At 76.7% G+C, this 13,212-nt stretch carries 13 protein-coding genes; 6 read left to right on the forward strand and 7 right to left on the reverse strand.

Going from position 1 to position 13,212, the window contains the following annotated elements; all coding sequences use genetic code 11:
- Positions 1-6: 6 nt before the first annotated feature.
- On the reverse strand, positions 7-504 hold the full coding sequence (gene soxR, locus IEW03_RS08050; RefSeq protein WP_188523115.1) for a redox-sensitive transcriptional activator SoxR: 498 nt from the start codon (positions 502-504) through the stop codon (positions 7-9).
- 60 nt (positions 505-564) lie between these two features.
- Here soxR and IEW03_RS08055 point away from each other — a divergent pair, with 60 nt between their 5' ends.
- From IEW03_RS08055 to IEW03_RS08065, 3 genes are read left to right on the forward strand one after another with little or no spacing between them, the layout of a single operon-like run.
- Positions 565-1,560: a zinc-binding dehydrogenase gene (locus tag IEW03_RS08055; RefSeq protein ID WP_188523116.1), complete on the forward strand. Its 996-nt coding sequence runs from the start codon at positions 565-567 to the stop codon at positions 1,558-1,560.
- Positions 1,557-2,885, forward strand: coding sequence for an MFS transporter (locus IEW03_RS08060; RefSeq protein ID WP_229737818.1), 1,329 nt, complete (start codon positions 1,557-1,559; stop codon positions 2,883-2,885). The genes IEW03_RS08055 and IEW03_RS08060 overlap by 4 nt, the downstream gene beginning before the upstream one ends.
- A 38-nt stretch (positions 2,886-2,923) precedes the next feature.
- Positions 2,924-4,339 carry an FAD-binding oxidoreductase gene (locus IEW03_RS08065; protein ID WP_188523117.1) on the forward strand — a complete coding sequence of 472 codons (1,416 nt, stop codon included), beginning with the start codon at positions 2,924-2,926 and terminating at the stop codon, positions 4,337-4,339.
- On the opposite strand, the gene IEW03_RS08070 is transcribed toward IEW03_RS08065, so the two are convergent.
- Positions 4,320-4,787, reverse strand: coding sequence for a TIGR03668 family PPOX class F420-dependent oxidoreductase (locus IEW03_RS08070; RefSeq protein WP_229737819.1), 468 nt, complete (start codon positions 4,785-4,787; stop codon positions 4,320-4,322). The genes IEW03_RS08065 and IEW03_RS08070 overlap by 20 nt on opposite strands.
- 160 nt (positions 4,788-4,947) lie before the next feature.
- Between IEW03_RS08070 and IEW03_RS08075 the strand changes: the two genes are divergently transcribed.
- Positions 4,948-6,018, forward strand: a complete 1,071-nt coding sequence (locus tag IEW03_RS08075) for a sigma-70 family RNA polymerase sigma factor (protein ID WP_188523118.1) — start codon at positions 4,948-4,950, stop codon at positions 6,016-6,018.
- Here IEW03_RS08075 and IEW03_RS08080 read toward each other — a convergent pair.
- Complete coding sequence (locus tag IEW03_RS08080) at positions 5,963-7,399, reverse strand: MFS transporter (protein ID WP_188523119.1); 1,437 nt, start codon at positions 7,397-7,399, stop codon at positions 5,963-5,965. The genes IEW03_RS08075 and IEW03_RS08080 overlap by 56 nt on opposite strands.
- 135 nt (positions 7,400-7,534) lie before the next feature.
- On the opposite strand from IEW03_RS08080, the gene IEW03_RS08085 reads away from it, so the two are divergent.
- On the forward strand, positions 7,535-8,524 hold the full coding sequence (locus tag IEW03_RS08085; protein ID WP_229737820.1) for an alpha/beta hydrolase: 990 nt from the start codon (positions 7,535-7,537) through the stop codon (positions 8,522-8,524).
- Positions 8,521-9,345: a glycerophosphodiester phosphodiesterase family protein gene (locus IEW03_RS08090; protein WP_371870604.1), complete on the forward strand. Its 825-nt coding sequence runs from the start codon at positions 8,521-8,523 to the stop codon at positions 9,343-9,345. The genes IEW03_RS08085 and IEW03_RS08090 overlap by 4 nt, the downstream gene beginning before the upstream one ends.
- A gap of 27 nt (positions 9,346-9,372) precedes the next feature.
- Here IEW03_RS08090 and aroB read toward each other — a convergent pair whose 3' ends face one another.
- From aroB to IEW03_RS08110, 4 genes are all read right to left on the reverse strand, one after another.
- Complete coding sequence (gene aroB / locus IEW03_RS08095; protein WP_188523120.1) at positions 9,373-10,515, reverse strand: 3-dehydroquinate synthase; 1,143 nt, start codon at positions 10,513-10,515, stop codon at positions 9,373-9,375.
- Positions 10,500-11,051, reverse strand: a complete 552-nt coding sequence (locus IEW03_RS08100; RefSeq protein ID WP_188523121.1) for a shikimate kinase — start codon at positions 11,049-11,051, stop codon at positions 10,500-10,502. Before IEW03_RS08100 ends, aroB begins: the two co-directional genes overlap by 16 nt.
- The gene (gene aroC, locus IEW03_RS08105) at positions 11,048-12,265 is read right to left on the reverse strand and encodes a chorismate synthase (protein WP_188523122.1); all 1,218 of its coding nucleotides are present in this window, start codon (positions 12,263-12,265) and stop codon (positions 11,048-11,050) included. Before aroC ends, IEW03_RS08100 begins: the two co-directional genes overlap by 4 nt.
- A 61-nt stretch (positions 12,266-12,326) precedes the next feature.
- Entirely contained in the window at positions 12,327-13,211 is an 885-nt protein-coding gene (locus tag IEW03_RS08110; protein ID WP_188523123.1) for a shikimate dehydrogenase, read from the reverse strand.
- Position 13,212 lies beyond the last annotated feature (1 nt).

Genomic DNA, 13,212 nt, shown 5'->3' on the forward strand with positions numbered 1-13,212 from the left:
CCGGGGTCAGTCCGGTTCGTCGACGAGCAGCCGCCTGGGGCCCGGACCGTCCTGCCCGAGCGCGTCCTTCGGGTTCGCGAGCACGCAGCGGCTCAGGGACAGGCAGCCGCAGCCGATGCAGTCCGTGAGGTCGTCGCGCAGCCGCTGGAGCTGCTCGATGCGGGCGTCCAGGTCGGTGCGCCACGCCCGCGAGAGCCGCTCCCAGTCGCGCACGTTCGGCGCGCGGTCCGCGGGCAACGTGGCCAGCGCCTCGGAGATGCGGGCGAGCGGGATCCCGACGCGCTGGGAGACGCGGATGAACGAGACCCGGCGCAGCACGTCGCGCCGGTAGCGCCGCTGGTTGCCGGACGTGCGGCGGCTGCTGATCAGCCCTCGCCGCTCGTAGAAGTGCAGCGCGGACACGGCGACGCCGCTGCGTGCGGCGACCTCGCCGACCGTGAGCTCGACGTGGTCCCACGGCACCCGCTCGATGTCCGGCTCGGTGTCCGACGTGTTCCCCCGCATGTCCCCTCCGACCCGCACGACCCTTGACCTCAACCGAGATTGAGGTTACAGGCTGCGGCCATGGACGCCATCCGACACCACTCCTTCGGCCCTCCCGAGACCCTGGTCCTCGAGCAGGTGACCGACCCCGTCCCCGGCCCCGGCCAGGTCCTCGTCGCCGCCGAGGCGCACGGGGTCCATCTCCTCGACACCACGATCCGGCGCGGCGAGGCGTCGGGCCCGCTGCCGCTGCCGGGCCTCCCGACGATCCCCGGGCGCGAGGTCGCCGGCACCGTCACTGCCACCGGACCGGACGTCGACCCCGCCTGGGTGGGCCGCCGCGTCGCCGCGCACCTCGGCGCCACGCCCGACGGCGGCGGCTACGCCCGCCTCGCCGTCGTCGCCGAGGCGTCGCTGCACGCGCTGCCCGACGGCGTCGACCTGCCCGACGCGATCGCCATGATCGGCACCGGGCGGATGGCGCTCATGACCCTGGAGGTGGCGCAGATCGGCGCCGACGACGTCGTCGTGGTCACCGCCGCGGCCGGCGGCCTCGGGTCCCTCTTCGTGCAGGCGGCGCTCGGCGACGGCGCGCGCGTGCTCGCCCTCGCGGGCGGCCCTGCCAAGGTGCGCGCGGTGCGGGCGCTCGCCCCGGACGCCGGGCAGCGGCTCGCGGTGGTCGACTACCGGGCGCCGGGCTGGGCGGACCGGGCGCGCGAGGCGCTGGGCCGGCTCGACGCCCCCGGGGCGACGGTGGTGCTCGACGGCGTGGGCGGCGAGGCGGGCGCTGCGGCGGCCCGGCTCCTCGGCACCGGCGGGCGGCTCGTCGTGCACGGCTGGTCCTCCGGCAGCCCCGCGACGACCGCCGAGACCGCCAGCGACGTCGACGTCCGCGACGTGCTCGGCCCGAACGCCCCGTCCTTCGGCGACCTGCGGGCCTACCAGCAGCGCGCGCTCGGGCTCGCCGCCGCGGGCGCGTGGCGCGTCCTCACCCACCGGGTGCCGTTCGCCGAGGCGGCGCGGGCGCACCGCGAGCTCGAGGAGCGTCGGACCACCGGCAAGGTCGTGCTGGTGTGAGCGCGCTCCTCGACGCCCGCGCACAGCGCACGGTGCTGGTCGGCATGGTCGCGTACATCGCGCTCGGCGCGTTCGAGTCCCTCGCGGTCTCCACCGCGATGCCGACCGTCGCGGCCGAGCTCGACGGGCTGCGCCTGTACACGTACGCGTTCGCGGCCACGGCGGGCGCCGGCGTCCTCGGCATGCTCGTGGGCGGGCGGTGGACCGACCGCGCGGGCCCCGCGGCTCCCCTGTGGGCGGGCATCGGGATGTTCCTCGGCGGCCTCCTCGTCGCCGGGCTGGCGCCGTCCATGGGCGTGCTGCTCTCGGGACGGGTGCTGCAGGGCACCGGCGCCGGGCTGGAGAGCGTGGCGCTCTACGTCCTGGTCGCGCGGGTGTTCCCGGAGGAGAGCCGGGCACGGGTCTTCGCCTGGTTCGCCGCGGCCTGGGTGGTGCCCGGGGTCGTCGGGCCCCTGGTCGCCGGGCTCGTCACGCAGCACCTCGGGTGGCGCTGGGTCTTCCTCGCCGTGCCGGCCCTCGCCCTGCCCGCGCTGCTCGCCCTGCGGCCCGCGCTGGTGGCCGCCCGCGGCGCCGACGACGGCCCGCGCACCGCTGCCGGCGCTGCCGGCGCCGACGACGCCGGCGATGCTCCGCCCGCCCGGGTGCGCGACGTCGCCGTGCCCGTGCTGCGGGGCGACCGCGGCCTCGGCACGGTCGTGCAGGTCCGCGCGCTCATGTCCGCGGCGTTCGTCGGCGCGGAGGTGCTGGTCCCGCTCGCGCTCGTCCGCGAGCGGGGCCTGAGCCCCGCGCTCGCCGGCGCCGTCCTCACGCTGCACGTCCTGGGCTGGTCGGCGGGGTCGTGGCTGCGCGGGCGCGGGGTGGCGGCGCTGTCCCACGCCGCCTACCTGCGCCTCGGCGGCGTCAGCCTCACGCTCGGCATCGCCGGGATCGCGCTCGTGACGCTGCCCGGCCTGCCGCTGCCCGTCGCCGCGACGCCCTGGGTGCTGGCCGGGCTCGGCATGGGCCTGTCCTACCCGACCCTCAACCTGCTCGCCCTCGAGCTCGCCCCCGGCGGCGGGCAGGGCACCGCCATGTCGGCGATGCAGGTGGCCGACGCCGCCGCGGCGACGCTCGCCCTCTCCGGCACGGGGGCTCTGCTGTGGACGCTCCACGACCGCATCGGCCTCGCCGCCTACGCCGTCTGCCTCGCCGGCGCGGCCGTGCTCGCGCTCACCGCGGCGGTCCGCGCCGGCCGCACGGCGCCGGCCGTCACGAAATCCCTCGCGCGCACGTCGTCCCTCCGGGAGGCTGGCGATGAGTCTGCCGCCGCTCCGGCGTCCCTCTGAGATCACTTCCTGCACCACCCGAGCCCCCAGGAGTCCTCATGTCCCCCCAGACCGCGTCCACCCCCCGCTCCGATCCCCCGGCGCTCTCGGCCGAGCGCCTGCGCGCCGCTCTCGACGGTGCCGCGTCCGTGTTCGCGCCCGACGACGACGGGTACGAGACGGCGCGGACCCTCGAGCACGGCGGCGTCGAGCACCGGCCCGCCGCGATCGTGCGGCCCGCCGACACGGCCGGCGTCGCGCGCGCCGTCCGCTTCGCCCGCGACGCCGGGACCCCCGTCTCGGTCCGCTCGGGCGGCCACTCCGTGTTCGGCCTCGGACATGCCGACGGCGCCCTGACGATCGACCTCCGCGGCCTGGAGGGCATCGACGTCGACGTCGACGGCCGCACCGCGTGGGCCGGTGGCGGCATCACCGCCGGCGCGTACAGCACCGCCGCGGGTGCCCACGGCCTGGCCACCCCCTTCGGCGACACCGGCGGCGTCGGCGTCGGCGGGATCACCCTGGGCGGCGGGGTCGGCCTGCTCGCCCGCTCGCGGGGCATGACCATCGACAGCCTCCTCGGAGCCGAGGTCGTCACCGCGGACGGCGAGGTGCTGCGGGTGGACGCCGAGCAGCACCCCGACCTGTTCTGGGCGCTGCGCGGCGGCGGCGGCAACTTCGGCGTCGTCACCCGGTTCCGGTTCGCGCTCGGCGAGGTGTCCGACGTCGTCGGCGGGGTCATGCTGCTGCCGGCGACGCCGGCGAGCGTCGCCGGGCTCGTGGCCGCGGCCGACGCCGCCCCCCGGGAGCTCACGATGATCCTCATGGTGATGACCGCACCGCCGATGCCAATGATCCCCGCCGAGTGGCACGGCCGCGTCGTCGTCATGGCGAACCTCTGCTGGTCGGGCGACCTCGACCGCGCGGACGCCGCCCTCGCGCCCGTGCGGAACGTCGCCGCCGCCGCGGGCGGCGCCATCCTCGACGGGCTGCGGACCGGCCCCTACGCCGCGCTGCTGGAGGGCGGGCCGCCGGCGGGGTCCACCGTCGCCGTCGGCCGGACGTTCTTCACCGACGGCCTCGACGAGCCGGCCGCCGCCCACCTGCTCGGCGAGCTCGAGTCCGTCGACGCGATGATGCGCGCCGTCCAGCTGCGCGTCCTCGGGGGCGCCGTCGCCGACGTCGCGGACGACGCCACCGCCTACGCGCACCGCGGCGCCGCCGTCCTGGGCAACGTGGCGGCCGTCGCACCGACGGCCGCGGCCGCGGCGGGCTACACGCCCTGGGTGGAGACGCTCGCCGACCGCCTGCGCGGGACGAGCGAGGGCGTCTACGCGAACTTCGCCCTCGACGGCGGCCCCGCCACCGCCCGCGCCGCGTACCCCGGCACGACGTGGGACCGGCTGGCGGCCGTGAAGCGCACCTACGACCCCGCCAACGTGTTCCGCGGCAACGTCAACGTGCTGCCCGGGTAGCCGCCTCCCAGCCCGTCCACCGCTCCACCCGGACGCGGACGACCGGGCCCGCCGGCGGGCGCTCGCGGTACTGCGGATAGCGGTCCGCGAGCGCCGCCAGCCCCCGGGCGGTGGCGGGCGCGCCCTCGGCCGGGTCCTCGGTCGTCGTCGTGCCGTCGGCCCGCACCCACCAGAGCCTGGACCAGTCGTCGTCGTAGAGGTCGGCGAGGACAGCGGCGCGAGGGCGGGCTGCGAGGTTGCGCAGCCGCTGGAGGGCCCCGGTCGTCTTGGGTTTGTGGTCGACGGCGGTCACGATCTCGCCGGGGTCCCCGCCCTCCCCGGCGGGCAGGACGAGCGCGAACGTGACCGGGACGACGTGCGGGGCTCCGTCGTCGCGGGTCGTGGCGAGGTACGCGTGCCGGGCGCCGGCGAACCGGCGGCGGCACTCGGCGGCGTCCAGGCGGGGCACGACGGCTCAGTGCCTCACGGAGGTCGTGACGTCGAGGCTCATGGGCACGATCGTGCCCGGCGGGCCCGCTGCGCGCGACCCGCGTCACGGCGGCCGCTGCGCGGGGGCGTCACGGCGCGGGGGCCTGTGTCGTCGATGGGTCATGAGAGACGATGGCCGTATGCCCTCCCCGACCTCCCCCGGCCCGGTCCCGCGCGGCCCGGCCGTCACGGACGACGTCCTCGCCGGGCTGCGCGCGGTCGCGTTCGCCGCCGCGTACCGCATGCTCGGCAGCGTCACGGAGGCGGACGACGTCGCGCAGGACGCCATGATGCGGGTCGCGCCCGACGGCACCGTCGCGGCGGACGTGCGCAACCCCGAGGCCTTCACGACGACGGTGGCGACGCGGATCGCGCTCGACGTGCTGCGGTCGGCGCGGGTGCGGCGGGAGAGCTACGTCGGCGAGTGGCTCCCCGAGCCGCTCGTGACGGACGCGGTCGCGACCGGCACGCCCCCGGTCGACGCGGCCGCGCACGCCGAGCTGGCCGACGACCTGTCGACGGCGTTCCTGGTGCTGCTCGAGGCGCTCACCCCGAGCGAGCGGGCGGCGTTCCTGCTGCACGACGTGCTGGGGTACCCGCACAAGGAGGCGGCCGACGTGATCGGGACCACGGAGCTCGCGGCACGCCAGCTGGCGTCGCGCGCCCGACGCCGGGTGGCGCAGCGCCGCGGCGGCGAGGGCTCCGGCGCCCCGGGCTCGGGCACGGCCGCGGCCCCGCGGGCACGCGACCCGCACGCCGCCGAGCTCGTCGAGCGGTTCATCGCGGCAACGACGGACGGGGACATCGAGGCCCTGCTGGAGCTGCTCGCCGACGACGTGGTGATCGTCGGGGACAGCGGCGGCAACGTCCCCCCTGGTCTGTCCATCACGCGGCCCGTGTCCGGCCGCGAGGCGGTGGCCCGCCTGCTCGTCGGATTCGTCCGCCGCGGCGCGCCCGCACGGCTCGTGGCCGCCGAGGTCGGCGGGGTGCCGGGCGTCATGGCGTACGCCGACGACGCGATCGGCGGCGGGCTCATCGGCACCTACGCCGTCGACGTCGCGGACGGGCGCATCGCCGCCCTGCACGGCGTGGTCAACCCCGACAAGCTGCAGCACCTCGCCCCGTTGGCCGACCTGGAGGCGGTCGCCGACGTGCTCAGGCGGCAGGCAGCGCGGCGGCGCGAGGGATCGCGTCGCGACCGCCGGGAGTGACCACGAGCATCAGCACCAGGCCCGCCGCGAGCACGAAGACGATGCCGAGGGTGCCCCAGATGGTCGCGCCGGTGACCGCGATGAGGAGGGTCCACAGCGACGGCGAGAGGAACGACACGGCGCGGCCGGTCGTCGCGTAGAGGCCGAAGATCTCCGACTCCCGGCCGGGCGGGCTCATGCGGGCCAGCATCGAGCGCGACGCGGACTGCGCCGGGCCGACGAAGCAGGTCAGCAGCAGGCCCGCCACCCAGAACACGACGGGGCCGACCGGGTGCAGGGCCACGACGACCAGGCCGCAGCCGACGAGCCCCGCGAGGGCGGCGACGATGACGGCCCGGGGGCCGAACCGGTCGTCGAGCCGCCCCGCGAGGATGGTGCTCACGCCGGCGAGCAGGTTCGCGGCGATGCCGAAGGCGAGCACCTGCTCGTCGCCGAAACCGAACGACACGGCGGCGATCACGGCGCCGAACGTGAAGACGGACGCCAGCCCGTCGCGGTACACGGCACTGGCGAGCAGGAACCAGAACGTGGGGCGCGCCGTGCGGTACAGGTCGACGACGTCGCGCGCCAGCGCGGCATAGCTCGCGAAGAAGCCGACCTTCGCGCGGTCGGGCGCCGCGGGCGCCTCGGGCACGTACCGGAACAGGGGCCACGCGAACGCGGCCGCCCAGACGGCGCAGCCCACGGCGATGACGCGGTAGGCGAGGCCGTCGTCGGTGGGCATCCCCCACCAGTCGAATGCCGTCGCGACCACGACCACCACGAGTGTGAGGATGCCGCCCACGTAGCCCAGCCCCCAGCCGAGGCCGGAGACCTTCCCCACGGTCGCGGGCGTCGAGACCTGCACGAGCATCGCGTTGTAGTTCACCCCGGCGATCTCGCTGGCGACGCTGCCCAGCGAGATCAGCGCCGCACCGAGCACGAAGTACGCCGGGTCGGCGCGCACGGCCCACAGCCCCAGCATGCTGACGACCATGACGAGGGTCGCGCCGCCGAGCCACGCCTTGCGCCGCCCGGTGACGTCGGCCCGTCGGCCCAGCACGGGCGCCAGCAGCGCGATCAGCACGCCGCCCACCGTGATCCACGCGCCCAGCCCGCTGGCCAGGCCCGCGAGCGCCCGCTCCCTCGCGGGGTCGTCCGCGCCGAGCGCCGCCACCTCGGGGGTGAGGAACGCGTCGCTGGTGAGGTACAGGGCGGTGAAGACGAACGTGAGGATCACCGTGTTGAACGGCTGCGTGGCCCAGTCCCACAGCGCCCACGCCAGGACCTCCCGGCGGCCGGCGGCGGGTGCGCGGCCCGGCTGCTCGCCGGTCGCGGGCCCGGGCTGCGAGGACGGGCGGGGCGCCGGCGGCGGCGTCGGCGCCGCGGAGGTGTCGCTCATGGCCGTGAGTCTGCCGCACGCCGGCGACCGGCAGGTGACGACACGGCAACGGTCTCGACGGGTCTCGGCGGGTCTCGACGGGTCTCGGCGGGTCTCGAGGGGCGCCGGGGCGGGGCCGCGGCCTAGGATCCCAGCGTGCCGACCTCGACCGCCCTGCGCTGGGAACCCGACACGCTCCTCGGGGCGGGGTACGAGCAGGCCGCGCTGGGCGCCGCCACGCTCGTGCGTCCCCCGCAGAGCCCCGGGTCCGGCCCGGTGGCGGCGATGCTGCACGTGCACGGCTACAACGACTACTTCTTCCAGGCGCACCTCGCCCGGGCGGCCGAGGCCGCAGGGCTGGCGTTCTTCGCGGTCGACCTGCGGCGCGCGGGCCGCTCCCTGCGCCGCGCCGACGACGGCCTGCCGCCGCACTACGCCACGAGCCTGCGGGAACCGGGCGCGGACCTGGGCGACGCCGCCCGCGCGGTGCGGGCCCTCGCCCCGGGCCTGCCGCTCGTCGTGCACGCACACTCCACCGGCGGCCTCACCGCGGCCCTGTGGGCGCACGACGTGCGGGACGACCCCGGGTCGGCACCCGACCTGCTCGTCCTCGACTCCCCGTTCCTCGACCTCACCGGCTCGTGGCTGCAGCGGGCGGCGCGCACGCCCGTGCTGGAGGTGCTGGGCCGCCGCCGCCCGCTGGCCGTCGTCAGCACGGCGCCGTCGATGTACGCGACGTACCAGCACGTCTCGTCGGGCGGGCGGTGGGACTTCGACACCGGCCTCAAGCGCCCGGCGGGGCTGCCGGTGCGGGCGGCCTGGCTGCGGGCCGTGCGGCGGGCTCAGCTGCGCCTCGCCCGCGGGCTGGGCGTCCCGTGCCCGGTGCTGGTGGCGCGGGCGGCCGAGTCGGGCCCCGACAGCCCCGCCAACCCGCGCCTGGACGCGCAGGACACCGTCCTGGACGTCGCCCGCATCGCCGCCCTCGCGCCGCGCGTCGGCGCCCGCGTCACCCAGCTCGTGGTCGACGGCGGCGTCCACGACCTCACCCTGTCGGCGGACGGACCCCGCGAGCGCTACCTGGCGGAGATGCTCGGCTGGGTGCGCGCGCAGCTCCCCGCGGCGGGCGGCCAGGGGGCGACGCCGTGAGCGCCGGGCCGGGCCAGCTCCCCGCCTACTTCGACGCGCCGCGCCCGCCCGACGCCCGGCGCGGGGTGGCCGCGCTGGCCCACCGGGGCTTCGCGCGGCCCGGCGGCGTCGACGACGGCCTCGAGAACTCGATGGCGGCGTTCGCCGCGGCGGTCGACCTCGGCTACCGGTACGTCGAGACCGACGCCCACGGGACGGCCGACGGGGTCGCCGTCGCCCTGCACGACGAGTCGCTCGACCGCACCACCGACTCTCGGGGCCTGGTGGCCGACCTGCCCTGGTCGCAGGTGCGCCGGGCGCGGATCGGCGGCGTCGAGCCGGTGCCGGCCCTGGAGGACCTGCTGGGCGCGTGGCCGCACCTGCGGGTCAACGTCGACGTCAAGGGCGACAGCGGCGTGGCACCCGTGGCCGCGGCGATCGAGCGCACGGCCGCCCACGACCGGGTGTGCGTGACGTCGTTCGACGTGCGCCGCCGCCGCGCGACCCTCGCGCACCTGACCCGGCCGGTCGCGACGTCCGCCGGCCGCGCCGAGGTCGCCGGCTTCCTGGCGGGGGCCCGCCTGCGTACCGACGCGCTCGCCCGGCGGGCGCTGCGGCACGCGCACGCCCTGCAGGTCCCGGTCCGCGACGGCCGCCTGACCGTGGTGGACGCGACCACGGTGGCCGCCGCGCACCGCGCCGGCCGCGCGGTGCACGTGTGGACCGTCAACGACCCGGACGAGATGCGTCGCCTCGTGGACCTCGGCGTCGACGGCATCGTCACCGACCGCGCCGACCTGCTGCGCGACGTCCTGCGCGAGCGCCACCTCTGGCCCGCCTGACGCCGCGGGTACGACGCAGGGTTCAGCTCAGAGGCCGAGCTGGACCTTCACCTCCGCGTTGCCCGTCGGGGGCTCCTTGGAGACCTCGGCATAGGCGGCGGCCAGCAGCGTCGGGTCCGGCCCCTCGAGCCGGGTCGGCCGGGCCACGTCGTCCAGGACGACGAAGCGCAGCAGGTCGCCGCGGGTCTTCTTGTCCCGGCGCATCGCCCCGAGGAGCTTGTCCCACCGGTCGCCGCGGTAGCTCGTCGGCAGGCCGAGGGACGTGAGGATCTCGCGGTGCCGGTCGACGACGGCGTCGTCGAGCTTGCCGCCGAGGCGCGCCAGCTCGGCCGCGAAGACCATCCCGACGGCGACCGCCGCGCCGTGGCGCCACTGGTACCGCTCCGTGAGCTCGATGGCGTGCCCGAGGGTGTGGCCGTAGTTGAGGATCTCCCGCAGGCCCTGCTCGGTGAGGTCCTCCCCGACCACCCGCGCCTTGACGCGCACCGACCGCTCGACCAGCTCCGCCAGGACCGCCCAGGTCTCGTCCGTGGCGTCCGGGCCCTTCCAGCCGCGCAGGTCGTCGGCGTGCGCCTCGACCAGCTCGAGGATGCGCTCGTCGGCGATGAAGCCCGTCTTGACGACCTCCGCCATCCCGGCCACGAGGTCCCACCGGTCGAGGGACTCGAGCGCCGCCAGGTCGCACAGCACCCCGGCCGGCGGGTGGAACGCGCCCACGAGGTTCTTGCCCTCGGCGGTGTTGATGCCCGTCTTGCCGCCCACCGCGGCGTCCACCATCGCCAGCAGCGTGGTCGGCATGTGCACGACCCGCAGCCCGCGCAGCCAGGTCGCCGCCACGAAGCCGGCGAGGTCCGTGGTCGCGCCACCGCCCACCGACACGATCGCGTCGGAGCGGGTGAAGTCCGCCTGCCCGAGCACCTGCCAGCAGAACGCGGCGACCTGGGCCGTCTTCTGCTCCTCGGCGTCCGGCAGCTCGACGACGAACGCCTCGTAGCCCTGCGCCACGAGGTCCTCGCGGACGGCCTCCCCCGTCGCGGACAGCGAGGCGGGGTGCATCACCAGCACCCGCCGCACCCCGGTGCCGAGCATCCCCGGCAGCTCACCGAGCAGGTGCCGCCCGATGACGACGTCGTACGGGGCGTCCCCGTTCACGGTCACGCGGACCGACATGCCTCGACCTCCTGTGCCACGTTCTTCGCGACCTCGTGCGGGTCGCGCTCGTCGGAGACCACGTGGACCGTGGCCAGCCGTTCGTAGGTGGGGCGGCGCTGCTTCATCAGCTCCGCCCAGCGGGCGCGCGGGTTGCCCACCAGCAGCGGGCGCGCCTGGTTGAAGCCGACGCGCGGGGCGGCGACGGCGAGGGACACGTCGAGGAAGACGACGACGCCCCCGCCCGCCGCGTAGCCCTCGAGCGCCCGCTGCGTGTGCGCGTCCATCACGGCGCCGCCCCCGAGGGCGAGCACGCCCGGGTGGGAGGCGAGCGCCGACGTCACGGCCTCGCGCTCCAGCTCGCGGAAGCGCGGCTCGCCGTCGTCGACGAAGATCTCGGGCACGGACTTGCCGGCCGTCGCCTCCACGTCGGAGTCGGTGTCCCGGAAACCGACGCTCCAGCGTCGCGCGAGCAGCGTGCCGATCGTCGTCTTGCCGCTGCCGGGCGGGCCGATCAGCACCGCCGCCGGGCCCGGGCCGGGCAGGCCCCCGCTCATCGCAGGAGCTCGGGGATCGACGCCAGGTAGGCGTCGGCGTTGCGCCGCACCTCGGCGACCGAGTCGCCGCCGAACTTCTCCACCGCCGCCTGCGCGAGCTCCAGGGCGATCATCGCCTCCGCGACGACGGCCGCGGGCGGCACCGCGCACACGTCCGAGCGCTGGTGGTGCGCCGTGACGGCCTCACCCGTGGCGACGTCGACGGTGGCCAGGGCGCGCGGCACGGTGGAGATGGGCTTCATCGCGGCCCGCACGCGCACGACCTCGCCGTTGGACATGCCGCCCTCGATGCCGCCGGCGCGGTTGGAGCGGCGCTCGATGCGCCCGTCCGGACCGCGCTCGATCTCGTCGTGGGCGGCCGAGCCCCGGCGGCGCGCGGTGCGGAAGCCGTCCCCGACCTCGACACCCTTGATCGCCTGGATGCCCATCAGCGCGGCGGCGAGGCGGGCGTCGAGACGTCGGTCGCCCTGCACGTAGGAGCCGAGGCCGGACGGCACGCCGTAGGCCAGCACCTCGACCACGCCGCCCAGGGTGTCACCGGCCTTGCGGCACTCGTCGATCTCGGCGACCATCGCCGCGCTCGTGGTGGCGTCGAAGCAGCGCACGGGGTCGGCGTCCAGCGCCGCCACGTCATCAGGGGCCGGGAGGTCGGCCCCCAGGGGTGCCTCGACCGGACCGATCGCGACGACGTGCGACACGAGCCGCACGCCCAGCGCCTGCTCGAGGAACTTCGCGGCGACGACGCCGAGGGCCACCCGGGTGGCCGTCTCGCGCGCCGAGGCCCGCTCCAGCACGGGCCGGGCGTCGTCGAAACCGTACTTGCGCATCCCGACCAGGTCGGCGTGGCCGGGACGGGGCCGCGTCAGCGGGCGGTTGCGCGCGATCTCCCGCTCGTCGCCGGTGCCGGCGTCCACCAGGAGGGCGTCGCGGGGCACCGGGTCGGGCGACATCACCTCGGTCCACTTGGGCCACTCGGTGTTGCCGATCTCGAACGCCAGCGGCCCGCCCTGCGTCACGCCGTGCCGCAGACCGCCGAGCACGCGCACCGCGTCCTGCTCGAACTTCATGCGTGCACCGCGCCCGTAGCCCAGGCGCCGCCGGGCCAGCGCCGCCTGGAGGTCGGCGGTGACGAGCTCCACCCCGGCGGGCAGACCCTCCATCACCCCCACCAGCGACGGACCGTGCGACTCCCCCGACGTCATCCAGCGCAGCATGGCTCCGATTCTTCCACGCGCGAGAGGCGCGCCCGACCGGCGATCACGGTGCGGGACGGCGTCAGCCCGCGGCCGGGGCGCCGAGCACGGCTCCCAGGGCGGCGTCCATCGCCGCGAGAGGGGCCGGGCGCCCCGTAATGAGCCGGACCTGCTCCACGGCCTGGTGCAGGAGCATCCGCTCCCCGCCGACGGTCGTGCCGCCGGCAGCGGCCCACGCCGACTGCAGGGCCGTGGGACGCGGGTCGTAGACGACGTCGAGCAGGACCCCCGACGGCGTCGCGCCGTGGGCCGCGACCGCCGCCGCCACCGGGTCGGCCGCATACGCCGGCATGGTCGAGACCACGACGTCCGCCTCCCGCAGCGCCGCGAGGGACGCGGTCGCGTCCAGCACCTCGAAGTGCGGCGTCACGCCCATCCGGGCGGCCGCCTCCTGCAGCGGGCCGGTGCGTCCCAGCGAGCGGACCAGCACCCGCGGCGACGTGCACCCCAGCTCGCCGAGCGCGGCGAGCGTGGACGCCGCGGTCGCGCCACCGCCCAGGACGACGGCGCTGCCGGCCACGGCGCCCGCGCCACGCCCCTGCGCGGCCAGGCCCTCGCGGAGAGCCGCGACCAGGCCGTACACGTCCGTGTTGGTGCCGGTGAGCGTCACGCCGCACCGGGCCGGCGCCACGAGCACCGTGTTCACGGCGCCGACGACGACCGCCAGCGGGTCGACGTGGTCGACCAGCGGCATGATCGCCTGCTTGAGCGGCATCGTCAGGCTCAGCCCTGCCCAGCCCAGGTCGAGTTCGCGGACCAGCCCCGGCAGGTCGTCGATCGTCGTGTCGATCGAGGAGTACGTCCAGCCGTCCAGCCCGAGCGCCTCGTACGCGGCGGTGTGGAGCACGGGCGACAGCGAGTGCGCAACCGGGTGCCCCAGCACCGCGGCCCGACGTGCGGCGGCCATA

Source organism: Isoptericola cucumis, from assembly GCF_014635665.1.
Lineage (GTDB): Bacteria > Actinomycetota > Actinomycetes > Actinomycetales > Cellulomonadaceae > Isoptericola > Isoptericola cucumis.

Excerpts from the sequence above, each read along its gene's own strand:
- soxR (WP_188523115.1), bottom strand. The coding sequence starts at position 504 with ATGCGGGGGAACACGTCGGACACCGAGCCGGACATCGAGCGGGTGCCG.
- IEW03_RS08055 (WP_188523116.1), top strand. The coding sequence starts at position 565 with ATGGACGCCATCCGACACCACTCCTTCGGCCCTCCCGAGACCCTGGTC.
- IEW03_RS08065 (WP_188523117.1), top strand. The coding sequence starts at position 2,924 with ATGTCCCCCCAGACCGCGTCCACCCCCCGCTCCGATCCCCCGGCGCTC.
- IEW03_RS08075 (WP_188523118.1), top strand. The coding sequence starts at position 4,948 with ATGCCCTCCCCGACCTCCCCCGGCCCGGTCCCGCGCGGCCCGGCCGTC.
- IEW03_RS08080 (WP_188523119.1), bottom strand. The coding sequence starts at position 7,399 with ATGAGCGACACCTCCGCGGCGCCGACGCCGCCGCCGGCGCCCCGCCCG.
- aroB (WP_188523120.1), bottom strand. The coding sequence starts at position 10,515 with ATGTCGGTCCGCGTGACCGTGAACGGGGACGCCCCGTACGACGTCGTC.
- IEW03_RS08100 (WP_188523121.1), bottom strand. The coding sequence starts at position 11,051 with ATGAGCGGGGGCCTGCCCGGCCCGGGCCCGGCGGCGGTGCTGATCGGC.
- aroC (WP_188523122.1), bottom strand. The coding sequence starts at position 12,265 with ATGCTGCGCTGGATGACGTCGGGGGAGTCGCACGGTCCGTCGCTGGTG.
- IEW03_RS08110 (WP_188523123.1), bottom strand. The coding sequence starts at position 13,211 with ATGGCCGCCGCACGTCGGGCCGCGGTGCTGGGGCACCCGGTTGCGCAC.